Source organism: Erythrobacter sp. S267 (genome assembly GCF_057365045.1).
The window spans coordinates 1,406,101-1,428,746 of the sequence record NZ_CP200298.1; the positions used below are offsets into that span (position 1 = coordinate 1,406,101).

The 22,646-nt window shown below is 61.0% G+C and carries 22 protein-coding genes and 1 tRNA gene; 4 read left to right on the forward strand and 19 right to left on the reverse strand.

Translation table 11 applies throughout. The features are described 5' to 3' along the window. Window positions 1–107 precede the first annotated feature (107 nt). Entirely contained in the window at window positions 108–980 is an 873-nt protein-coding gene (panB, locus tag AC0V6X_RS06585) for a 3-methyl-2-oxobutanoate hydroxymethyltransferase (protein WP_486183787.1), read from the forward strand. Here the strand turns inward: panB and AC0V6X_RS06590 are convergent. The 6 genes from AC0V6X_RS06590 to AC0V6X_RS06615 all read right to left on the reverse strand — a co-directional run bounded on the left by AC0V6X_RS06590 (window position 977) and on the right by AC0V6X_RS06615 (window position 9,853). After that, window positions 977–1,951: a bile acid:sodium symporter family protein gene (locus AC0V6X_RS06590; RefSeq protein WP_486183788.1), complete on the reverse strand. Its 975-nt coding sequence runs from the start codon at window positions 1,949–1,951 to the stop codon at window positions 977–979. The two genes, panB and AC0V6X_RS06590, sit on opposite strands and share 4 nt — an antisense overlap. Window positions 1,952–1,991: 40 nt before the next feature. Beyond that, the gene (locus tag AC0V6X_RS06595) at window positions 1,992–3,482 is read right to left on the reverse strand and encodes a tetratricopeptide repeat protein (protein ID WP_486183789.1); all 1,491 of its coding nucleotides are present in this window, start codon (window positions 3,480–3,482) and stop codon (window positions 1,992–1,994) included. After that, on the reverse strand, window positions 3,475–4,839 hold the full coding sequence (prsR, locus tag AC0V6X_RS06600; protein WP_486183790.1) for a PEP-CTERM-box response regulator transcription factor: 1,365 nt from the start codon (window positions 4,837–4,839) through the stop codon (window positions 3,475–3,477). Before prsR ends, AC0V6X_RS06595 begins: the two co-directional genes overlap by 8 nt. Then, entirely contained in the window at window positions 4,839–6,977 is a 2,139-nt protein-coding gene (gene prsK / locus AC0V6X_RS06605) for an XrtA/PEP-CTERM system histidine kinase PrsK (protein WP_486183791.1), read from the reverse strand. The genes prsR and prsK overlap by 1 nt, the downstream gene beginning before the upstream one ends. Continuing rightward, entirely contained in the window at window positions 6,977–8,362 is a 1,386-nt protein-coding gene (locus AC0V6X_RS06610; RefSeq protein ID WP_486183792.1) for a TIGR03013 family XrtA/PEP-CTERM system glycosyltransferase, read from the reverse strand. Before AC0V6X_RS06610 ends, prsK begins: the two co-directional genes overlap by 1 nt. Before the next feature lie 153 nt (window positions 8,363–8,515). Beyond that, window positions 8,516–9,853 (reverse strand): helix-turn-helix domain-containing protein, encoded by a 1,338-nt coding sequence (locus AC0V6X_RS06615; RefSeq protein WP_486183793.1) that lies wholly within the window; start codon window positions 9,851–9,853, stop codon window positions 8,516–8,518. A gap of 154 nt (window positions 9,854–10,007) precedes the next feature. Here AC0V6X_RS06615 and AC0V6X_RS06620 point away from each other — a divergent pair, with 154 nt between their 5' ends. Both AC0V6X_RS06620 and AC0V6X_RS06625 read left to right on the forward strand, forming a co-directional pair. Beyond that, a complete protein-coding gene (locus tag AC0V6X_RS06620) occupies window positions 10,008–11,606 on the forward strand; it encodes an isocitrate lyase (protein ID WP_486183794.1) in 1,599 nt (532 codons plus the stop codon). A 165-nt stretch (window positions 11,607–11,771) separates the two neighbouring features. Continuing rightward, window positions 11,772–11,957, forward strand: coding sequence for a hypothetical protein (locus tag AC0V6X_RS06625; protein ID WP_486183795.1), 186 nt, complete (start codon window positions 11,772–11,774; stop codon window positions 11,955–11,957). A 145-nt stretch (window positions 11,958–12,102) separates the two neighbouring features. Here AC0V6X_RS06625 and AC0V6X_RS06630 read toward each other — a convergent pair whose 3' ends face one another. The 6 genes from AC0V6X_RS06630 to efp all read right to left on the reverse strand — a co-directional run bounded on the left by AC0V6X_RS06630 (window position 12,103) and on the right by efp (window position 16,956). Continuing rightward, on the reverse strand, window positions 12,103–12,399 hold the full coding sequence (locus AC0V6X_RS06630; RefSeq protein ID WP_486183796.1) for a hypothetical protein: 297 nt from the start codon (window positions 12,397–12,399) through the stop codon (window positions 12,103–12,105). A 47-nt stretch (window positions 12,400–12,446) separates the two neighbouring features. Then, window positions 12,447–14,246 carry an SLC13 family permease gene (locus tag AC0V6X_RS06635; RefSeq protein WP_486183797.1) on the reverse strand — a complete coding sequence of 600 codons (1,800 nt, stop codon included), beginning with the start codon at window positions 14,244–14,246 and terminating at the stop codon, window positions 12,447–12,449. A 66-nt stretch (window positions 14,247–14,312) separates the two neighbouring features. Continuing rightward, window positions 14,313–15,101 carry a hypothetical protein gene (locus AC0V6X_RS06640; RefSeq protein WP_486183798.1) on the reverse strand — a complete coding sequence of 263 codons (789 nt, stop codon included), beginning with the start codon at window positions 15,099–15,101 and terminating at the stop codon, window positions 14,313–14,315. A gap of 206 nt (window positions 15,102–15,307) precedes the next feature. Continuing rightward, window positions 15,308–15,392, reverse strand: a tRNA-Leu gene (locus AC0V6X_RS06645). Window positions 15,393–15,552: 160 nt separating this feature from the next. After that, window positions 15,553–16,386, reverse strand: a complete 834-nt coding sequence (locus AC0V6X_RS06650; RefSeq protein ID WP_486183799.1) for an inositol monophosphatase family protein — start codon at window positions 16,384–16,386, stop codon at window positions 15,553–15,555. Between the two features lie 6 nt (window positions 16,387–16,392). Then, on the reverse strand, window positions 16,393–16,956 hold the full coding sequence (efp, locus tag AC0V6X_RS06655; protein ID WP_486183800.1) for an elongation factor P: 564 nt from the start codon (window positions 16,954–16,956) through the stop codon (window positions 16,393–16,395). Between the two features lie 261 nt (window positions 16,957–17,217). Here efp and AC0V6X_RS06660 point away from each other — a divergent pair, with 261 nt between their 5' ends. After that, window positions 17,218–17,619, forward strand: coding sequence for an elongation factor P (locus AC0V6X_RS06660; RefSeq protein ID WP_486183801.1), 402 nt, complete (start codon window positions 17,218–17,220; stop codon window positions 17,617–17,619). 19 nt (window positions 17,620–17,638) lie between these two features. Here AC0V6X_RS06660 and AC0V6X_RS06665 read toward each other — a convergent pair whose 3' ends face one another. The 7 genes from AC0V6X_RS06665 to AC0V6X_RS06695 all read right to left on the reverse strand — a co-directional run bounded on the left by AC0V6X_RS06665 (window position 17,639) and on the right by AC0V6X_RS06695 (window position 22,642). Further along, window positions 17,639–18,256 (reverse strand): YdcF family protein, encoded by a 618-nt coding sequence (locus AC0V6X_RS06665; protein ID WP_486183802.1) that lies wholly within the window; start codon window positions 18,254–18,256, stop codon window positions 17,639–17,641. Beyond that, entirely contained in the window at window positions 18,231–18,875 is a 645-nt protein-coding gene (thiE, locus tag AC0V6X_RS06670; RefSeq protein ID WP_486183803.1) for a thiamine phosphate synthase, read from the reverse strand. The genes AC0V6X_RS06665 and thiE overlap by 26 nt, the downstream gene beginning before the upstream one ends. Before the next feature lie 4 nt (window positions 18,876–18,879). Then, window positions 18,880–19,770 (reverse strand): fructose bisphosphate aldolase, encoded by an 891-nt coding sequence (locus AC0V6X_RS06675; RefSeq protein WP_486183804.1) that lies wholly within the window; start codon window positions 19,768–19,770, stop codon window positions 18,880–18,882. Between the two features lie 106 nt (window positions 19,771–19,876). Beyond that, the gene (locus AC0V6X_RS06680) at window positions 19,877–20,341 is read right to left on the reverse strand and encodes a PaaI family thioesterase (protein WP_486183805.1); all 465 of its coding nucleotides are present in this window, start codon (window positions 20,339–20,341) and stop codon (window positions 19,877–19,879) included. Next, complete coding sequence (locus AC0V6X_RS06685; RefSeq protein ID WP_486183806.1) at window positions 20,338–20,991, reverse strand: 2OG-Fe(II) oxygenase family protein; 654 nt, start codon at window positions 20,989–20,991, stop codon at window positions 20,338–20,340. Before AC0V6X_RS06685 ends, AC0V6X_RS06680 begins: the two co-directional genes overlap by 4 nt. Before the next feature lie 25 nt (window positions 20,992–21,016). Then, window positions 21,017–21,442, reverse strand: coding sequence for a DUF4440 domain-containing protein (locus AC0V6X_RS06690; protein WP_486183807.1), 426 nt, complete (start codon window positions 21,440–21,442; stop codon window positions 21,017–21,019). After that, window positions 21,443–22,642 carry a phosphoglycerate kinase gene (locus AC0V6X_RS06695; RefSeq protein ID WP_486183808.1) on the reverse strand — a complete coding sequence of 400 codons (1,200 nt, stop codon included), beginning with the start codon at window positions 22,640–22,642 and terminating at the stop codon, window positions 21,443–21,445. Window positions 22,643–22,646 lie beyond the last annotated feature (4 nt).

The window sequence follows — 22,646 nt, forward strand, 5'->3', positions numbered from 1 at the left end:
GCACCGGCGCACCTGCGTGTTCTTGCTTAGTCTTCCTGCAATGTTTTGACGCCCTCGCCAAGGGGAGAAGCTTGGCCTTTACCCACACTGGCGCTAGATCGGCGATTATGTCGACCACATTCGAGCTCAATACGAGCACCAGCCGAGCCAATCCCACCCCTGCCCCGATGAAGCGGCTGACCGTGCCGCGCGTGCGGGCGCGCAAGAAAGATGGTGTGACCGAGAAGCCCTTGGTTATGCTGACGGCCTACACCGCGCGGCAGGCGCAATTGCTGGATGCCCATTGCGATCTTTTGCTGGTCGGAGATTCGCTGGGACAGGTGATTTATGGCCTCTCCAGCACGGTGCCGGTCAGCCTCGAGATGATGGCCAATCACGGCGCGGCGGTGGTGCGCGGCAGCTATCATTCGGTGGTGGTCGTGGACATGCCCTTTGGCTCTTACGAGAGTTCCAAGGAGCAGGCGTTTGAAAGCGCTGCCTACCTCCTCAAACAGACCGGCGCGGCGGCGGTGAAGCTGGAAGGCGGAGAGGCGATGGCGGAAACGGTCGAGTTTCTGAATTCGCGCGGCATTCCGGTAATGGGCCATGTTGGCCTGACCCCGCAGGCGGTCAATGTGCTGGGCGGCTATATGGCGCGCGGGCGCTCTGATGCGGAGTCCGACAAGATCCTCAGCGACGCGGTGGCCCTGGATAAGGCCGGGGCCTTCGCGATTGTGATCGAGGGCGTGGTTGAACCCATCGCCATCGAAGCGACCAAAGCCGTTTCCTGCCCCACTATCGGTATCGGGGCCTCAGCCCAGTGCGACGGGCAGGTTTTGGTGACCGAAGACATGCTCGGCATGTTTGAACGGGTGCCGCGTTTTGTGAAACGTTATGAGGACATCGCCAGCATCATTGAGAAGACCGTCTCGACCTATGCCGAGGAAGTTCGGACAAGGACCTTCCCAACCGAAGAGCAGACCTACCAGCCCAAGAGCTAGGCGCTTGCCTCACCCCTCTGCGCGAACATCGTCGCCATGGGCGCGGCGACAACCAACTGCAGCAAGTGATAGATCAGCAGCGGCGCGATGACGAAGCCGGCGACCTCTGCCGGAAACAGGATCGCGGCGAGTGGCGCTCCGATAGCGACGCTCTTCTGCACCCCTGCAAACAGAAACGCGATGCGGTCGCCGCGCGGGAGTTTCAGTGTTCCTCCCGTCAGCCAGCACCCAGCGATGGCGATGGCTAGGAAGATGCAGGAGATACCGATCACCGCGGCCCAGTCGCTCGCTCCGAACATGGCCGCGAGGCCCTGCTCGACGGCTCCAGAGAAGGCGACATAGACCGCCGTGCCGATCACCAAGCGGTCGATCCAGGCGACTTGTGATTTTCGCTCTTTCAGAAAGTCGATGGTCCAGCCCTGCACCGCCTGACCGATGATAAAGGGCAGGATCAGGATGAGGCCGATGCGCATAATCGTCTCGGTCCCAATGTCCGGAGCCTCCCCTCCCGCAAGCAACGCGAAGATGGGCGCGGTGATGAAAACCCCGGCGATATTGATCAGCGCGGCTCCCACCACGGACAGCGCGACATTGCCGTCTGCGAGGGACGTGTAGGATGTCGCCGATTGTACGGTTGAGGGGAGCGTGCCGAGATACAGGAAGCCGAGCGCGACCAAAGGCGGCAAAAGCGTGCCCGCAAGGCTCGCCATGCCCATGCCCAGCAGCGGCATCACTCCAAACACGAACAGCATGAGCGGGCCAAAGAAGCGCCAATTGGCAAGACCGCGCGCAATCTCGCCGCGCGCTATCCGCATTCCGTTGACGAGGAAAAGGACGAAGATCGCCGCGTTGGAGATCCACTGCGCTGTCCCCCGCGCCTCGCCAACCGCAGGCACGACAAAGGCGAGCGCGGTCGCGATTAGCAGCACCGCGATCATCGGATCGGCTAGGAGGGAAAGACGCTTGGCCATCTGCCCCGCGCCCCTGCCCGTTTGCGTGAAACTTGTCGAGTTAGCGGTTGACGAAAGGTCCGGGTTCCAGATCGCGGATCAGCGCATCAAACCGCGCCGCTTCATCCTCACGCCCAAGTCCCCGCGCAGCATCCGCGCGCAGCTTCAGGACTTCCAGATCATTGCCCGAACCAAGCGCAATCGCGGTGTCAAGCACCACCACCACGCGCAGCCAATCCTCGCGAACCGCGCTCCTCTGGGCGAGCAGCAAGAGCGCCTCGGTGTTCTGCGGGTCGCCAGCGATGGCGCGGGATAGCAAAACATCAGCGGTGATCGGGTCTCCGCTGACGTCAAAGGCATGGATCAGCTTGCGGGTTAGTGGCCAGGAGCGGCGCACTCTGGCGGCGACTTCATACAGCTCCAGCGCGGCCTCAGTCCGATCACTCGCCAGCGCGGTGTCTGCGGCCAGAGCGTGCAGGTCGCCAGAATGCGGCGCACGCTGGATCAACGTTGCCGCAAAGCTGCGCGCCGGGCTCAGATTGCCGGAGCCTACAAAATCGCGCAGCTCTGCCGTGGCGGCGGGCATGGTGCCAGACCCTTGCGTGGAGCCCTCCAGCACAAACAGCCCCTCAGGCCGATCGGCGAGCGCCCTTTCGATATAGGGTATCGCACGCTCGCGTTCTCCCATCCGTTCAAGACTGCGACCGACCAGCATGATGAGATAGGGCGAGGCCCCTTGCGCATTGGCGCGCGCGGAATAGCGCTCGACCAGGATCTGATCGCGGCCGCCCAGCCACAAAGCGCGCGCGAGCAATTCGTGGACGCGGACATTGCCCGGCTGGCGCTCAGCCAGGGTTTCCAGCATCTCAGCCGCACTATCGGGATTGCCTTGTTGCAGGTCGACAATTGCGTTGAGCATCATGGCCGCCGGCACGCCGCGCTCCACCAGCCCGCTGCGGTCAAGCAGCGATCCGGCCAGCACCGGGTCTTCCCCGCGCGCGGCGAGCACGGCTTGGAGATAGTGCACCTGCGGATAGTTCGGCGCGATCTCAGCTAGTTCGCGGACCACGACAAGCATGTCCTGATAGCGCCCCAAATCGCCCAGCGTCGCGGCGTAGTCGGACAGCACTTCGGGGTTTTCCGGGTCGGCCGCAGCCGCCGCTTCAAACCACACGAGCGATTCCGCCAGCCCGTTCGCATCGCGCACCAATTGCGCGCGCAGCAGCAAAGCGGGTCCATATTGTGGGTCGAGTTCCAGCGCGTAATCCGCCGCTTCAATCGCGATCAGATGCTCTCCGCCGCGAAAGCGCAGGCGCGCAATATCGACCCACAGGCCGGGATTTTCCGGCTCCAGCTCGCGCGCTTCATCGTAGAAACGCCCGGCCTCCGCCAGCCGGCCATCTTGCACAGCCACCCGTGCATCCTCGATCAGTTCAAGGAAGGTCTCCCCCCCGGTGATCTGCGACGACGAGGAGCCGCCCTGTCCCGAAGAGCACGATGCCAGCCCAGTGGAAGCCAAAGCGGCGGCAAGGAGGACGGTGAACTTACGCATGCAGATCATATTGTTTGAGCAGATCATACAGCGTCGGACGGCTGATGCCGAGCAGCTTTGCGGTGCTCGAAATATTGCCTTCACTACGCGCCAGAGCATGGCGGATGACGCGGCGGTCTGATTGTTCGCGCGCGGCTTTGAGGTTGAGGACATCGCTGTCCTCTTCTTCTGTCTCGCCAAAGTCCAGATCACCAGCGGCGACCAGCTTGCCATCGGCCATAATGACCGCGCGCTTCACGCGGTTTTCCAGCTCGCGGACATTGCCCGGCCAGTCATGCGCGTCGATCGCGGCAAGCGCATCGGGCGCAAAGCCGGTGACAGCAGGGTTCATCTCTTTGGCGAAGCGCTTCAGGAACGCCTTGGCCAGCAACACCGCGTCGCCATGCCGCTCCGCCAAGCCCGGAATGCGGACCACGATTTCAGCGAGGCGATAGAACAGGTCTTCGCGGAAGGTGCCTTCCGAAATCATCGATTCCAGGTTCTGGTGCGTTGCGCAGACGATCCGAGTATCCACCGCAATGGTCTTGCGCCCACCGATCCGCTCAATCGTGCGTTCCTGCAGAAAGCGCAGCAGCTTGACCTGCAATGGCAGCGGAATGTCGCCCACCTCGTCGAGGAAGAGCGTGCCGCCATTGGCGCTTTCGATCTTGCCCTCGGTCGTCTTGACCGCCCCGGTAAACGCGCCTTTCTCGTGACCGAAAAGCTCACTTTCGAGCAGGTTTTCCGGGATCGCAGCGCAGTTGATCGCAACGAAGGGCTTGTCGGCACGGTTGGACGCATCGTGCAGGCCCTGAGCAAGCAGCTCCTTGCCCGTTCCGCTCGCGCCCAGCAGCATGACAGAGACGCTGGTCGACGCCACACGCTCAATCGTGCGCGCCACTTTGACCATTTCCGGAGCGCCCGTGATCAGGCGGCCCAGCACCGTCTTGTCCTCGCTCGCATTGGCGACGAGGCGGCGATTTTCATCCTCAATCTCATGCAGGTTGAATGCGCGGCGCACGATCAGACCCAAAGCCTCAATGTCGACCGGCTTCTGGTAGAAATCGTAGGCCCCGTGCTCGATGGCCTTAAGAGCGCTTTCGCGTGCCCCGTGGCCGCTGGCGACGATTACCTTGGTGTCAGGTTTCAGCTCCATGATCGCGTCGAGCACCGCAAACCCTTCGGTTGTGCCATCGGGATCAGGCGGCAGGCCCAGGTCAAGCGTCACCACCGCTGGCGCTTCGCTGCGCAGGGCCGCGATTGCGCTGTCACGATCGCCAGCGATCACGACTTCGAAATCGTCATAGGCCCATTTGAGCTGGGCTTGCAGACCTTCGTCATCTTCGATCACGAGCAGAGTGGGTTTCTTGTCCGCCATTATGCGACCTCTTGGTTTTCTTGATTTAGTTTCTCTTGCGCGGCGTCTTGTTGGGCAATCAGGATTGCGGCCTCCGCCACGGGCAGGCGCGCGCAAAAGCGGGTGCCGATATTCTGACGCGATTCCACCGTCAGGCGTCCGCCCATCGCCTTTATCATCTCACGCGCTTCGAACGCGCCGATGCCAAAGCCGCCAGACTTGGAGGAAACGAAGGGCTTGAACAGGCCACTGCGCACGAATTCGGGGCTCATCCCCTCGCCGCTGTCGACGATTTCAATCACGCCATTGAGACCATCTGAGGCGACACTGAGGAACACCGGCTCCTTCTCATCGCTTGCATCAATCGCATTCTGGACAAGGTGGATCAGCGCCTGCTCCAAGGCCTCTGGATCAGCGCTGACCTTAACTGCGTCGGCGCGGGTCAGGACGATTTCGTGCACCGCTTTAAATCGCGCAAGGATGCTGCGCGCAATCTCTGCCAGATCAACTTCGCGCACGTCGCTGGTCTGCCCCGCCCCGTAGCGGCTGAGGCGTGAGAGCAGCGCGTTCAGCTTGTCCGAGGAATTGCGCAAAGTGACCAGCATGTCCTTGCGAAACTCCGGATTGTCCGCGTGCTTTTGCGCATTGCCGGACAGCAGCGAGAGCTGACTCGCCAAGTTCTTGATGTCGTGCATCACAAAGGCCATGCGCCGGTTGAACTCGTCAAAGCGGCTTGCATCCATCAAGGCTTGCTGGCCGTTCTGCTCAGCAAGATAGCTCGCCAGCTGCTGGCCAACCACACGCAGGAGGTCGAAATCCTCCCAATCAAGCCGGCGCTCAATCCGGGGCCGCGCGAGCACAATCGCGCCGACAAGCCGGTCAAAGTGGATCAGCGGCACCATCGCCCAGGCGTCTTCGGCTTCGAGCAGCCAAGCGGGCACATGTTTGAGCTCACCATGATGGTCGATTCCGGCGCGCGCTTCATCAAGGTCAAGGATATGTGTCTGCTGTTCAAGCAAGCCGGACAGCGCATATTTCGCCGCCTCCGCTGGAACTTCCAATGTCGCCCAGTTCCAGCGCGCGGTCAGTTCCAGCTGTGCCTCTTCATTGGGGACCAGCAGCATGCCCGCCGGGCTGTCGGTGATATCCGCCACTGCCTTCACAGCGCGTTCGTGGAAACTGGCATTAGCGGACGAACCCTGGCTCACTGTCCGAGTGAAACGCAGCCATTCCTCACGGTAGTCATAGCGGTGCTGGAACAGGTGCTTGGTTGCTGTCACACGCAGCCAGCGACGTGCGCGTTCGGATGGGAGCCACACGAATGCAGCGACCACGGCAGCGGCAAGGAAGGCCGCCTGGCTCGCCCGCGCAATGTCCCCACCCAGCAGAGCGAGACCGCGCGTCACCAGCACCATCACGACCAGATAGCTGCCGATGACCATCAGCGAGAGGGTCTGGAACGTCACCATGCGCGACGGGCGGAATTGCAATCCAGCGCTAGTGGAGTTTGCGCCGATAGCGAGCAAGCCGATCATACCGCCGCTGACAATGCCCCGCAGCGCCAGTAGGACGCTGGGATATTCGCCGCCAAGATAGGCGATAGTGAAAAGGTTCAGGTCATAGGCGAACACGCCCGCCAGCCCCACACCGCTCCACCGGATGATCTGGCGTGAGACTGATGCAGCGCCCGCATACAGGTTGTGAAGCAAGACCAGCGCCGCGATAGAGACCAGCATGCTGAGGCCTGCGGTCACCTCGAAGACCAACTGATCAATGCCTACGACATCGCGCGCTTGCACTTCTACAAACAGCACGACCGGCTGAAACAGTTGGATCAGCGCGAGCGCGATCAGTACCGGGCGAATAGGTTTGAGGCTTTCGTCCCGGCCGTCCGCTGCGAACAGCCGGAAAATCACCGCGATCAGCGCCAGATTGCGGGCAGTCTCTGCGAGCTCCACCGCGACATGGCCGGGCGCGAGCACGGCGGAAGCAATGCACCACACCGACATGAAGCCCGCCGCCGCCAGAACCGCGATACGATCAGGCCGCTCCCGGTCGCCATAGCGCGCCACCCACAGCCCAGCGCCCATGCTGAGCACCGCTCCGGTGAGGTAGCTAAGCAGCGCAAGCTGGCTCAAAAGAGTGCCAAATTCGATCATCACCGCGCCCCCTCAGGCCACAGGATAACGCGCACTGTCTGCAACAGGATCACCAGATCGAGAAACGGCGTGTAGTTCTTGGCGTAATAGAGATCGTATTCCAGCTTGCGCCGGCTGTCCTCGTTCGAAGCGCCATAGGGATAGTTGATCTGCGCCCAACCGGTGATGCCCGGTTTGACCATGTGGCGTTCGCCGTAAAAGGGGATTTCCTCTTGCAGACCATCGACGAATTGCGGGACTTCGGGGCGCGGTCCTACAAAGCTCATCTCGCCTTTCAACACGCTCCATGTCTGGGGCAGCTCGTCGATCCGGACCTTGCGGATGAAGCGCCCGACGCGGGTGATGCGCGGATCGTTTTCCTCCGCCCACTTCGCCCCGTCCTTCTCGGCATCAGTGCGCATCGAACGCAGTTTGATGAGGTGGAATGTCTCGCCATACAGCCCCACTCGCTTCTGCTTGAAGAAGGCAGGGCCCTGGCTGTCGAGCTTCACGATCAAAGCAAACAGCAAAATCACTGGCGCGGTCAGGACCAACAGGATCAGGCTGGCGATAATGTCGAACACACGCTTTGCCGCGCTCGACAAAATGCGCCCGCTGGAAAAGCCGTCAGAGAAGATCAGCCAGCTAGGATTGACAGTGTCGAGGTCCACGCGCCCCGTCTCACGTTCCAGAAAGCTGGAGAAGTCGTTGACGTGCACGCCCTTGGTCTTGATCCGCAGGAGGTCATTGAGCGGCAGCGCATTGCGGCGCTCTTGCAGCGCGAGCACCACTTCGCTGACGCCCAGATTCTCGACAAAACGGCCAAGGTCGTGGATCGCATCGCGCGCAATCGCTTCTTCGACGACCCGCTCTGGCTCACCCATGGCGATGTAGGAAACGATGGCAAAACCGCTCTCGGGCCGGTCGCCTAGCTCGCGCAGACGCTGTGCCCGGTCGCCTGCGCCAAGCACCATGACCCGGCGGCGAAACGCACTTGAGCCTAGGAAAGAGTTGAGCAGCAGCCGGTCTGCCACCAGCACAAGCGAGGCAAAACCCATCGAATAAAGCAATGTGGAGCGCCAGAAATGGTCGCCCGGCAAAATCCAGTCGATGGTCGCAAGCGCAATAATGCCAAGGCTGATCGCCACCAACAGCCGCGCGCCAGCAAAGCGCAAGCTGCGCAAAGCGTGCGGCCCGTATACCCCCACAGCAATCATCGCCAGCCACACCACTGCGGCAGAGCCGACCAGCGGGATCCAGCGTTCATCAAACGGCCCCGGATCCATCCCGATCTGCGAGGCACGCACGCGCCATGCCGCCTCGCTCGCCACCACCAGCAAGGCAAAGTCCAATATGCCGAGGAGCATCACGGCATGTGGAATATAATGCTTGAACAAACGGATCATTGCGGGCGCGCGCCTTGGAATAGAGGTGAAGGTTGCATGCTCCACCCTCTTTAGGTCCGAGTGCTTAAGTGTCGGTAAACTTTACACAGGCTTTGTAAGGCCCGGTTTTTTGGGGGTTTGGGGAGTTAACGCCGCGCTAAGGAGCGTCCTGTCCTAACGGGGCTGCGAAGCGGCCACACGGGGCGTCGCAGGTGTCAGGCAATCGGCCCGGCCACAGCGCGGGCACCCCACGCCCAAAGGCACCGCATCCAGCGGGTCGAGCGAGATGCCCTGCGCCTGCGTCAACTCGCCTGCAAATTTCGCCTCAAGCCCCAGAACGACCGCGCGCCGGGCAGAGCAAGCCGCTCCGTCGACTTCGATGGTGCGCGCAACGGTGAACCAATGGCGCGGTACGGCTTCGCCTTCGCCAAAGGTCACGGTCTGGGTCAGCATCGACCCGCGCCGCTCAAACGCGGCATAAGGCGCCCATGCGGGCCAGCGTGCGCCTTGCAAAGGATAGGCCGCTCCGCTTGCGCCTGCGGTGAAGTGCACCATCCGGCCCGTGCGACCAAAGCGCGCAGAGAAAAACGGCAGCCCCCGCTCTCCGACGCGCTGAAGAGTGGTGAGCCGCTCTGCCAGCTGGTCAAAACTGACCGCAAATCGGCGCCCCATAATGGCAAGGTCGTATCCCGTCTGCTCGCAGGCTCTCAGGAAACGGCGATAGGGCATCAGCAGCGCGTAGGCGACGTAATCAGTGACATGCTCGCGGAAGAGGTCACGCGCTTCGGGAGTGGTCAGCTTCGCGCCTTCGACCAGAGTATCGATCGCATCGCGCTGTTCCAGACTCGCAATCTGGCGCGCGATCTGGAAGCGCCTCTGCGCACCGCCCAACATCTCGGAGAGTTGCAATTGGCGCGCATGCAGGTCGAGCCGATGGACCAGCCCCGGCACCACCTCGGCGGGCAGAACGCGCACGGTCAGCCGGTGTTTCTCCCGCAGCCGCTCGGACAAGGCGACGCTGATATCTCCGCGAGAGACGCGCAACTGGTCCGCCAGTTCCTCCGCCGCATGGTCGAGGTCGGAGAAATGATTCTGCCAGCGCTCAACCGCTCGGCGCGCTTCGTCGGCGGGGTCTGCGCCTGAGTCTTCGGACGGATGCGATTTGTCATAGAGGCGTGCGAAAGCGGCAGCGGCTTGCGGGGCGGCGGAGAGGAACTCCTGTATCTCCTCCCGGTCGATCCCAAGGTCAGCAAAGCGTTCATCCGCCATCCGCCGCGCCAGACCATCGACGCCGCCAATCGCCTCATCCTCGCGCAAGCTCCGTGGGTCGAAGTCAAACCGTTCGATCACCTGCACCAGCACACGGGCTGAGAGCGGGCGTTGGTTGCGCTCAATCAGGTTGAGATAGCTAGGCGAAATGCCGAGCGAGGCCGCCATGGCCGCTTGGGTCAGCCCCTCCCGCTTGCGCAATCGGCGCAAGGAAGGGCCAGCGAGGAGAGTGTTGTCTGGCATAGACTCGCTTGTAAATTACTTTACATGCTTACACAAGAGAGGCGCGAAACCAGCCCATATAGACACGAAAGTCTGTAAGTTTTCCTGTCGCGCTGCACTGCACCATGACAGAAGGGGGCCTCACTTCCTCCCTCTCGAACAGGAGCCCTCTCTCATGACCTATCAAAATACCATCGCCCAGATGCAAGGCATCATCGAAGCCAACGGGCCGAGCTGGGGCGCGATCGACGCTGAAGCGACCGCTCGCATGGCGATCCAGAACCGGTTCCCGACCGGGCTCGATATCGCGAAATACACCGCCAAGATCATGCGCGCCGATATGGACGCCTATGACGCGGACCCTGCCCAATACACCCAGTCGCTGGGCTGCTGGCACGGTTTCATCGCGCAGCAGAAGATGATCTCCATCAAGAAGCACTTCGGCACCACGAAGCAGCGTTACCTCTACCTCTCCGGCTGGATGGTTGCCGCCCTGCGCAGCGAGTTTGGCCCCCTGCCCGACCAGTCGATGCACGAAAAGACCAGCGTTCCCGCGCTGATCGAGGAGCTCTACACCTTCTTGAAGCAAGCCGATGCGCGTGAGCTTGGCGGCCTTTTCCGCGAACTCGATGCCGCTCGCGAAGAAGGCGACGAGGTGAAGGCAAAGCAGATCCAGAACGCGATCGACAATTACGAAACGCACGTCGTGCCGATCATCGCTGACATCGACGCTGGCTTCGGCAATGCAGAGGCAACCTATCTGCTCGCCAAGAAGATGATCGAAGCGGGTGCCTGCGCGCTCCAGATCGAGAACCAAGTCTCTGACGAGAAGCAGTGCGGTCACCAGGACGGCAAGGTCACGGTCCCGCACGAAGACTTCCTGCAAAAAATCCGCGCCTGCCGCCACGCCTTCCTTGAGATGGGCGTTGAAGACGGCGTCATCGTTGCCCGCACCGACTCGCTCGGCGCTGGCCTGACGAAGCAGATCGCATACTCGAAGGAGCCGGGCGATCTGGGCGACCAGTACAACGCCTTCCTCGATTGTGACGAAGTGGACCCTTCCAACATCACTAACGGTCAGGTCTTCATCAGCCGCGATGGCAAGCTGATGGCACCCAAGCGTTTGCCGTCGAACCTTTACAGCTTCCGTCCTGGCACCGGCGAAGATCGCTGCGTGCTCGACTGCATCACTTCGCTTCAGAACGGCGCAGACCTGCTGTGGATCGAGACAGAGAAGCCCCATGTTGAACAGATCGCTGGCATGGTCGACCGGGTGCGCGAAGTCGTCCCGAATGCGAAGCTGGTTTACAACAACTCGCCTTCTTTCAACTGGACGCTGAACTTCCGCCAGCAAGTCTTTGATGCTTGGGAAGAAGCGGGCAAGGACGTCTCCGCCTATGACCGCGCCAAGCTGATGAGCGTCGACTATGACGCGACCGAGCTTGCGGCTGAGGCTGACGAGAAGATCCGCACCTTCCAAGCTGACGCTGCGAAGCGCGCTGGCATCTTCCACCACCTCATCACTCTGCCGACCTACCACACCGCGGCTCTCAGCACCGACAACCTCGCCAAGGAGTATTTCGGAGAGCAGGCGATGCTCGGCTACGTCAAGAACGTTCAGCGTGAAGAGATCCGCCAGGGTATCGCATGCGTGAAGCACCAGAACATGGCCGGCAGCGACATTGGCGATGACCACAAGGAATACTTCGCCGGTGAAGCCGCTCTGAAAGCAGGCGGTAAGGACAACACTATGAACCAGTTCGCCGCCGCGTAAACGCGCCGGTAGGAACCAGTTCGCTGCCGCTTAACCGCAGCGTGAACAGTTGGAGAGGGGTTCTCGCAGGATCAGCGTAAGACTGGTCTTGCGGGAACCGACCCAAGGCTTCATTAGCTTAACTCATCACCTATGTCCGCAATTCGGACCCTCGGAGAGACTAAGATGAGCGATACCGATACCCCTAGCAAAGAACCTTCACGCGCCCGTGCGCTGCTGTCGACAGCTGACATGAAGCTGCTGCGCCGCGCTCTGGAAAGCCACGCCCGTGGCACCGAAGACCGTGAGGAACTCGCCAAGATCAACGCCCTGCACCACCGCCTCGGCACTTATGTGCCAGACCCGCAGTAACTTCGCAGAGTTTTAACCCAACACCCAATTCTCCTGGGGAGGAGAACACGGCCGCTAGGCGGGGCGAAAGCCTCGTTTGGCGGCCGTAACTTTTGTGCGGGAACATTCAGCGCTTCATCAGAGATGGTAGCTTTGTTTGTGCCATTCAAATCAAAATCAATGAGGGCGGCAAGCTCTCACCATCAAATGCATCCTCGTGGAAATGGAATTCGACAATGTGCGCTTTTTGCGGGGCGCGATCTGTCCACAAGGGATCATCGTCACAATCGTCTTCGAGCTCGTTCGCAAAGATTCGAATTTGGGCGAAGACTTCGCTCTTGCCAGATGCGTATGTACCGAAAAAATCGTTCTCGCTGAGTTGCAAACGTACGCCAAGTTCTGCCTCGACCAGCTTCTTGGCTTCGAGGAGCGAACCTTCGAAATATGCGTCCAGTTGTTTCACTAATTCCTCTGAAGATCACCCTTAGGGATGCATTTCCAAACGCCACCCTACAACCCGTAGAACAGCACCAGCAGCACTGAGAGCGTCGCCACCATCAGCACCACCAGCGGGACGCCGGTGCGGATGTAGTCGCCGAATTCGTATTGCCCCTCGGCCATGATCAGCATGTTGGTCTGATAGGCAATCGGCGTCGCGTAACACAGGTTGCAGCCGAACAGCACGGCGAGCACCAGCGGCTCTGCCGGGATGCCCAGCACCTCTGCGATGCTGAAAGCGATGGGTGTGCCCACGGTCGCAGCGGTCGCGTTGGAGGCGAAGTTAGTGATAAAGGTCACAAAGATCATGATCGCCCCGATGACCAAAGCAGGCGGCAAATAGGCCAGCCCTAAACTGAGCGACTGACCCAGCCACTCTGCCGCCCCGCTTTCGTCGATGACGCGGCCTATCGCGATACTCGCCGCGACCAGCACAATGACCTGGCCCGATAGCGCCCTCCCCACGCGGTCAAACTTCACGCAGCCGGTGACAAACATCAGGATCGCGCCTGCCAGAGCTGAGATCGCAATCGGGAAGACGCCGATGGCCGCGGTAAAGACCGAAAACGCCATGATCGCCGCAGCCAGCACCGCCTTGGACCGGCGCGGCAGTTCGCGCGCGCCTTCGAGCATCAAAAGGCTGTCCGCGCGGGCAAAGTTTTTGAGGTCGTCGTAAAGCCCCATCACCAGCAGCACGTCACCTTCCGAGATCCGCAAATCGCCGCCCTCGGAATATTTGTCCCGCTCACCCATCAGCAGCTCTGGCCGGTGGATGCCCAGCACGGCAACGCTGTAGAGGTCCGCGATGCCCGACGAAGGCAGAGTGCGCGTGATGAGGCGCGAATCCGCTGTCACCGTCATCTCGACCACCATCACATCCTGCCCGGTGGCCGACGACTGTCGCTTGATCCGATCAAGCACCCAGCTGGGCGCAAGCTCACCCTTCAGTTCACGTGTGGCGTCTTCCAACGCCTCGTGACTGCCGGAGATATGCAGGCGTTGCTGTGGTTGGAGCGGTCCCGCGGGCGTATCATGGAAGGTGATCCCTTCGGGCAGCTTGTCGCTGATGGAGGAGAGCTCTGCCCCTGCCAGCATCGACTGGCTCCCCACCCGCAGCCGCGTGTGGAACATGCGCTGCTGCGCCATCGTCTGGGTCCGATTGTCCTTCAACAAACGCGGCATGACGAGCCACATATAAGGCATCGCAACAAGCACTGCGATCAGCACAATCGGAGTAAAGTCGAACACACCAATTTCGCGCATTCCCAAATCCACTGCGATCGAAACCACGAGAATATTGGTCGACGTGCCAATCGTTGTCGCGAGACCTCCCAAAAGCGACGCTGCGTTCAAAGGCATCAGTGTCTTCGACGTTGGCAGTGCCCCGCGACTGGCCAAGGCGGCGAAGATCGGGATCATCAGCACCAGCACCGGTGTGTTGTTGACGAACATCGACAGCACCAACGCGATGATAAGAGAGACCAGCAAACCCAGTTGAAGGTTGAATTTGAACACCCTCTCAAGCACGCGCGCAGCAGGCTCCAGCGCACCTGTGACGACCAGGCCCCGCCCCATAATCATCAGCGCACAGATCGTGATGAGCGCGTAGTGGCCGAACCCTCCAAAGGCGAGTTCAAGCGAATAGAATTTGCCGGTTTCGGGAAGCGGAAAGAAGTACAGCCCCACCGCGATCACCGCGATGGTGAGCAGCGAGACGATCTCAATCGACAAACGCCCGCGCACAAACTCGACAAACATCAAGATCGTGAGCGCCATTGCCGCCATGGCGTGATAGGATGGAAGCTCAATCATTATGTTCGGTCAAGCCAGCGGTGTCCCAATTCGCGCCCCGCTTGGCAAGTGTTTTCGCGTGTCACGCTAGCTCGCCTTTGCATCCGCGCGGTCGGTGGGGTCTTTCAAGCGGTCAAACACGCGCCCATGCACCATCCACGACACGCCATAGGTGAGCAGACAGATCGTCTCACCCATATAGATCAGGCGATATTGCCGCACGATCGCTTCATCCAGCAGGAAGGCAAGGCCCGTCCCGCACAGCGAGACAAGAATTATGGTGCCGGAAATGCGATAGAGGCGGTTGCGGGATTTCTTGGTGTCGATCAGCTCTCTGTTCTCGTCCAACTGGTCGGGCTTTACGCGGGTGAAGACGAAGAAGCAGAACCACGCCAGGATCAGAAACACAATGACCGAGGCCCACAGGTGAACCTGGTCGCTGACTGTTTCAAAGACGGTGAAGCCGGTGAAAGTGGCGTCCGGTTCCTCCTCCAGCACGATCCAACCATCGGCAGGAAAAAGCGCGACGAGGAACATGCAGACGCCGCAAAAGCTGGCGAGCGTGGCGATCTTTGAGTGCCACCCCTGATAGGCGAACATCGCAATGCCGAGAAAGATGATGCAGCCGACGAAAATGTCGCCGAGCAGCACTTCCTCATAGTAAAACGCGCTAAGGCTTTCAGTGAAGTCGCCCAAGTCAAACAGGCTGAGGAGAAGCCCTCCGACCGCGAGCACAATCGGCATCCCCAGCGCAACCCACCCAATCAAAGCCGCAAGCCGCTTTTGCGTGTCGCGCTTCTTGGGGTCCTGCGCATGGATGTTACCCGCCTCGGGCTGATAGCGGTCCTCTCCAACTTCAAGCAGTTGCAATTGCATGGGGATTCCTCGTCCGAGCTTTGGAGAGAATACAGGACAAGATGAATTTGGGAAGCCAAACGAACTCGAAGAGTTCGCAAGGGCGCCAAAGACCATGGGCGCCCGCCCGCAGCGACGCGGCCTTTAGGTCGTGTGAGCGAGGAAAGCCAAATGAGCGGATGCGCCGGGGTCTTTTTGGTGCCGGCGCTTGAGGCCGAAGCGAAGAATGGTGCCCCTGGCCGGACTCGAACCGGCACTCCCGTAGGAAAGCGATTTTGAATCGCTCGCGTCTACCAATTCCACCACAGGGGCACTGTGCGTGAAGCAAGAGCGCGGCTGTTAGCGAGGTCGAACCCCTCTGGCAAGCGCTGGAAACGGTGCGAAGCACCGCAAGGGCGACCGCCCGCCCGCAGCGACGTGCCCGAAGGGCGCGTGAGCGAGGATTTCGCACCCCGGATGGGGTGCGGACAAATTAACGCAGACTCCCGGCGAGGATCTTGTGCAGTTTGGAATGAAGCGCGTCGTTGGCCGCAAGGATTTGCTTGGAGTGGATCGGGTTGGAACGACCACGGAAGTCGCTCACAAATCCGCCCGCTTCGCGCACCAACAAGCAACCCGCCGCCGTGTCCCAATCGTTGAGGCCGCTTTCCCAAAAGCCGTCGAAGCGCCCTTGCGCAACGTAAGCCAAGTCAAGAGAGGCAGCGCCAAAGCGGCGGATGCCCGCAACTTCAGGGCCGATGGCACCGAAAATGCGGCTCCATTCGGCAAAGTCGCCGTGCCCCTGAAACGGGATGCCGGTCGCGATCAGGGCGTCGGACAGATTGCGGCGGGCAGAGACGCGCAGCCGCGCATCCTGCAGCCAAGCGCCGCGTGTTTTCTCAGCCCAATAGGTTGCGTCTTGAATGGGATCATAGATCACCGCAGCGGTGACATCGCCCCATGCGTTTCCTTGCGAATCTGGACCGCCCAGACGCGGCTCCTGAACCGCGATGCTGATCGCGAAGTGCGGGATGCCGTGGAGGAAATTGCTCGTCCCATCCAGCGGATCGACGATCCAGCGGGGCATATCTGGAGCGCCCTCGATCACGCCGGCCTCTTCCAGCACAAAGCCCCAATCAGGGCGCGCGTGGAGCAGTTCATCATAGACAGCGCGTTCGGCGCGCATATCGGCTTTGGATACAAAATCAGCGGGGCCCTTGCGGCTCACCTGAAGGTGCTCAACCTCGCCAAAGTCGCGGCGCAAACGCCCGCCCGCTTTGCGCGCCGCGCGTTCCATGACGCGGATGAGACCTGAAAACATGCTCATGTGAGATTAGCCTGCTTTGCCGACGTAAGTCTGTTCGTAAACATCCACGATGATCCGCGTGCCGCTTTCAATATGCGGCGGGACCATGATGCGCACGCCATTGTCGAGCACGGCGGGCTTGTAGCTGGAGGAAGCGGTCTGCCCCTTCACCACGGCGTCGGCTTCGACAATTTCTGCCTCGATCTGCGAAGGAAGCTGGACGCTGATGGGCTTCTCTTCCCACAGCTCCAATTGCACCTGCATCCCGTCCTGAAGGAAAGCGCGCGCATCGCCAAGCAGGTCGCCGGGCAGGTTGATCTGCTCGTACGTGTTCTGGTCCATGAAGACGAGCATGTCGCCATCTTCATAGAGGAACTGATAGTCCGCCGTGTCGAGGCGCACTTTCTCAACCGTGTCAGCGCTGCGGAAGCGGACATTGGTTTTGCGCCCGTCCTGCAGGTTCTTCATCTCAACCTGCATATAGGCCCCGCCCTTACCCGGCTGAGTGTGCTGAATCTTGGCTACTTTCCAGATGCCGCCCTCATATTCGAGGATGTTGCCGGGGCGAATGTCGACGCCGCTGATCTTCATGGGAAATCTCTTTTGATGGTGAGAGGCACTGGTGCTGAGAGCCCAGGCGCTGCTGCAAAAACAGCTGCGCCAATAGCCGCTTGGAACCCCCACCGCAAGCACACCCTGATATGCGGCGACTGAGTGCGTTGGTGTGCGGGATTCTGGGTGGGGCGCATTCTCATGGTTAATGACGTGGTCACCACACTTCTGCGATGGTACAACGCGGATTGAACAGGTGCCCTACCCCCACTCAGTACAGGTCCTAAAAAAGCCCGCCCGATGAAAACCACGCATGTCGTCATCCTTACTCTGACCGCCGCGATTATCGCGGGGACGGTGCCTGCCTCAGGCCAGGTGGAGACGGAGCGTGCGCCTCTGCCGCCCGATGGTCCTTTGGGGACCATGCCGCAGGGTCAGTATCAATGCGCGCTGCCGGGCGATGCGGGGGCGGAGACCTTTGTCGAGATGGCGGAGGAGAACTTCCGCATCTCCATCGCCTCCCGCTATTCCAATGAAGCGGGCAATGGCACCTACATCCTGCGCGGGCGCGAACTGGTCTTCACCGCTGGCCCGAAGAAGGGTGAGCGGTTCCGCCGGATCGGCGACAACCAACTGCGCAAGCTGGACGATGCTGGCGAGGCAAGCGACTTGCTCTGCACCCGGCTGCTGGGACGACGCTAAGTAAAGCGAGCGGGGATACTTACTCCCCAAACAACCAATAGTGATGCACAAAGTAAACCTCGCGCGCGAGGAATGGAGCCTTTGTTGACGCTGATTGGTAGCGGGTGGTCGGCGTTGAGCTCATCGCAGCGGCCATCTCAAGATCCTCCGCCATCATGTTCGCCCGCCACAGATGCAGAGGGTCCGAAACCACCAAAGCGCTCAGCTGCCCGTTGTTGCGCATCAGCTTTTTCGCTTCGACGAGGTTTTCCAGCGTTGTGCGAGAGCGCTCCTCAATCGTGATGTCAGAAGCGGAAACCCCGGCCGCGATCGCATAATCGCGCGCGGCGGCCGCTTCTGAAAGCGTGTCTTCGGGTGAGCGAGCGCCGGTAAAAATGATCGCTGGCACGCGGCCTCTTTTGTAAAGGTCAATCGCGTGATCGATCCGGGCGGCGAAGACGGGGGAAGGCTTGTCGCCATCAACCGCCGCGCCCAAAACAATCGCGACTTTCGCTGTATCAGTGGGGTCTTCGCGCGGCCCCAAAGCGATGAGAGTGGCAACGCTGCCAAAGTAAATCGCTGCCACCAGCAGCGCAGCAAAGACCCATTTGCCCTTTATCTTCATCGTGTCTTCATCGCATTTTCGCAGCGAAAGCATCAATCGCTGCGACCTCGTCTCCATTCCAGACCCCTCCGCACACGGCGAGGAAGTCCGCACCTGCCTTAACCAGAGGCGCGCAATTGTCAGACGTAATCCCGCCAATCGCGACGACCGGAATTTCGAACAGTTTGACCCAGCGCTCGATCATATCGGTAGTCGGGCGCTCAGCGTCTCCCTTGTCCTTGGTAGAGCTGTCGAAGAAGGCGCCGAACGCGACATAGTCTGCGCCCGCTTCGCCCGCTTCCATCGCCATGTGCATGGAGGCGTGGCAGGTGACACCGATCTGCGCATCGCGGCCCAACTCTTCACGCGCTTCTTTGGGGTCGCCATCGCCCTGTCCCAGATGCACGCCATCGGCTTTGAGCCGCTTCGCAAGCGGCACGCTGTCATTGACGATGAAGGCCACGTCATGCGCCGCGCAAATCGCCTGAAGCGGCTCGGCCAAGCGTGCGAGTTCGTGCTGGTCGTCGATCCCTTTGACGCGAAACTGGAACGCGGTGACGAGACCTTTGCCCGCCCCGAGCGCACGCTCCAACCGCTGAGGAAAGTCCCCGCCAACGTCCTGCGGAGAGATCAGATAGAGTTGGGTCGCCGTCTCAGTCACGGGGTCGGCCACGCTATCAGCCCGCCACGCTCGCCGCCTGGATCTGGTCGATCGCTTTGGACAGCGTACCGTCAAACTCCTCCGGCGATTGGCCTTGGCGCAGGTCTTGCAGCAGGCCGCGGCTGAAACTGGCGATCATGCCGGGGTTCTGCGCGAGGTGTTCGCAGGCGTCATCGGTCGAATAGCCGCCAGACAGCGCCACCACGCGCAGGACATTGGGGTGCTTGATAGCAGGTGTGTAGTGGCCCGGCTTCACCGGGATCGAGAGCTTGAGCATGACCTTGCGGCCCTCTGGCAGAGCGTCCAGACCCTTTATGATCTCGGCGAGCAGGATTTCCTCACCCTCCCCCCGGTCAGCGGCGTGGATGTCGTATTCCGGCTCCAGCATGGGGACGAGGCCAGCGTCAGCGATCTGGTTGCCGACTTCAAATTGCTGCGCGACGATGGCGGCGATGCCAGCAGGGTTCGCCGACTTGATGACCGAGCGCATCTTGGTGCCGAACATGCCGTTGGCGACTGACTTTTCCAGCAGGGCGGGCAGCTTGTCCAAGGGCTTCATCAGCTGCACGCCGTCCGCTTCGTCCGCGAGGCCTTGATCGACCTTGATGAAGGGCACAATGCCGCGCGCTTTCAGAGCGTCAGCGGTCGATTGGCCTTCGACTTCGCCATCCATCGTTTTTTCAAACAGGATTGCGCCGATGACCTTGCCCGAGCCAAAGCACGGCGAAGTGATAACCCGTGACCGCATCGCATGGATCGCGGCAAACATCTCGTCATCGCCAGACCACTCGCCGTCTTCCACGCCATATCCGCGCAGAGCCTTGGGAGTGGAGCCGCCCGACTGGTCGAGGGCTGCAATAAAGCCCTGTCCGCCGGCGATTTTGGCGATCATCTGGTCGTGGTTCATGGAACTGTGAGCCTCTTGGTGAAGGGGTGGATTTGTGACTCTTGTGAGCGCGCTTTAGCCAGCGGCGCAGCGCGCGGCAACCACCCGCGCACAAGTGGTCACAGCTCTAGGCTTTCGGTTTGAAGCGCCGAATGATTCCGGTGAAACTGAGTGCCGGTTCACCATCGCCCGTAATCAGCCCGCGCACGAAGATAGTCTTGCCGCCGCCGCGTGTGACTTCGCCGCGCGCTTCCATCAGCGCGCCCGGCCCAGCCCCGCCCAAAAAGTCGCCCGCGAGATTCATCGTTACCGCCGGATCGCCGCCCAGCTCGTCCGTCGCAATCGCGAACAGGGCGAAGTCGGCAAAGGTCAACAGGCAGCCGCCATGCATGAAGCCTGCGCCGTTCATATGGCGGTCCTGAGCGCGGAAGGCGGAGAGGTAGGAGCCATCCTCCTGCTGCTTCATGAAGAACGGGCCGGATTGAGTCTCAAACGCATCATGGTTCCAGTGATACCAGCCGTCGAATTCGCCTCCGCTGGCTTTCACCGCGCCGTTGATGCCGTATTCGGTCTTGGGCGTATCGTGGCTCACTGTCCCACCTCCGCCGGAGGCTTGAGCGCCGGCACCAGATTGATCGCGACCGAAATGCGCGTGCCCTTGCCGTGGAAGGGCCGGACCGCGTGTTGCAGCCAGCTGGGGAACATCACGATCAGACCGGTCTGAGGGCGAACCAGCGGCTCATTCTTCTGCTCGCGTCCGTCCATGTCTTTCATGCGCAGATCGGTGCACGCCATGCGCACCATCGGCATACGCGGGTCGAGCAGTTGCAGCTCCCCACCCTGCCCCGGCTCACTCACACCTTCGTAACCATCGTCGATATAGGCGACCGCCGACCAATAGCTGCCGGGGTGAGTGTGATACTGGTTGGAGTGACCGGGGCCAGAGACATTGGCCCACATATCGGGCTTCCAGTCATAATTGCGCCCCTCCGGCTCCCCCAGATTGACCAGCGCCTCATCCGCCATCGTCATCGCTTTGAAGGCGAGCGCGCGCGCCGCTTCGCCGCCCCATTCAATCATATCGGTCTTGGAGTGCCATCCGCCGACATTGGAAATCTCGACGCCATCCGGATCGCGTGCCTTTTCAGCGAGTATCGCCTCTTTCAGAACGGCGATCCCTTCGGCGCTTTGCAGCCGGTCGATGATGAAGGGCGTGGAGAACAGGAATCGGGTTTCAGCCATGGACGCTCCTTAGCGAAAAACGCGCCTAGCGCCACATTTGCAGCGAAGTGATTGCGCGCGGCAGGCGTTCGTTGGCCGCGAGAGGGGAGAGGCTGCGCTCGTCCACCTTCCACCCGCCGAACCGCGTCTTGCGCCACAGATCGGTGAGCAGGAAGTCGCCTTTCCACTCCTCACGCTCGACCCGCATTTCCATCTCAACATGGCCGGTGAACCAGACGAGCTTGCCGTGCCTGCGCGCTGTGACTTCATGGAAGGCGAAACCGATCAGAGGGAAGCGGTCGGTGAGCTGCCCCACAAAACTCGCCCGATCAAGCAGCACCGGCGGGGTCGATCCCAGCAGCATGATGCATTCGCTCGTCAGCAGGGATTTCACCTTACCCGCATCGCGCTGCATCCAGGCGAGCTGCAATTGCGTCTCGCGCGCTTTGAATTCAGGGACGAGATCAGCCATTTAGGCGCTGAGCGCTGCAACGCCCGGAAGCTCTTTGCCTTCCATCCATTCGAGGAAAGCGCCGCCTGCTGTCGAGATGTAGGTAACGTCATCGGTCACACCGGCTTGCGCCAGCGCTGCAACGGTGTCTCCGCCCCCTGCCACGCTGATGAGCGATTCCTCCAGCGTCAAAGCCGCAACATGGTTGGCCAGCGCCATGGTGGCGGTGTCGAACGGCTCGGTCTCGAACGCGCCGAGAGGACCGTTCCAAACCAGCGTGCGGCAGGTCTTGAGCACATCCGCCAGCGCCTCGGTTGCTTGCGGGCCGATGTCGAGGATCATCTCATCGGCAGCGACTTCGTGGACATTGCAGGTGCGCAAAGACGCGGGGTTTGCGGCGAATTCCTTCGCCACCACCACATCGTAAGGCAGGTGGACGGTGCAGCCTGCGTGGTCCGCTTCGTCCATGATCTTGGACGCGGTGTCGGTAAGGTCATGCTCGCACAGGCTCTTGCCGACATCGACGCCTCGGGCCGCAAGGAACGTGTTCGCCATCCCGCCGCCGATGATGAGATGTTGGACACGGCCCACGAGGTTTTCGAGCACGGCAAGCTTGGTCGAAACCTTCGCACCGCCGACAACCGCTGCAACAGGCGCCTCCGGATTGCCGAGCGCTGCGTCGAGCGCCTTCAGCTCCTTCTCCATAGCGCGACCTGCATAGGATGGGAGGTGATGCGTGATGCCTTCCGTCGTCGCATGGGCGCGGTGCGCGGCAGAGAACGCGTCGTTGACGAAGAAGTCGCCATGGGCGGCTATGGCCTTGGCGAAGTCAGCGTCATTCGCCTCCTCCCCCGGCCAGAAGCGGGTGTTGTCGAGCAGGCCAATATCGCCATTGGCCAAGATGCCGACCGACTGCTCAACCACCGGCCCCTGAACCTCGGGGATGAACATGATCTCTTTGTCCAGGACGCTCTCGACATCGCCCACAACCATGCTGGTCGAAAGGATCGAGGAACGCTTGCCCCCCGGACGCCCGAAATGCGCAAGCAGCAGAACCTTCGCTCCGCGCTGCGACAATTCGAGAATGGTCGGCTTAACCGCCTCAGCCCGCGTCAGATCGGTGGCTGAGCCATCCTTCATCGGCAGGTTCAGGTCGACCCGGACAAGCGCAACCTTGCCGGTGATGTCTCCGAGATCATCAAGTGTCTTGAACGCAGCCATAAAG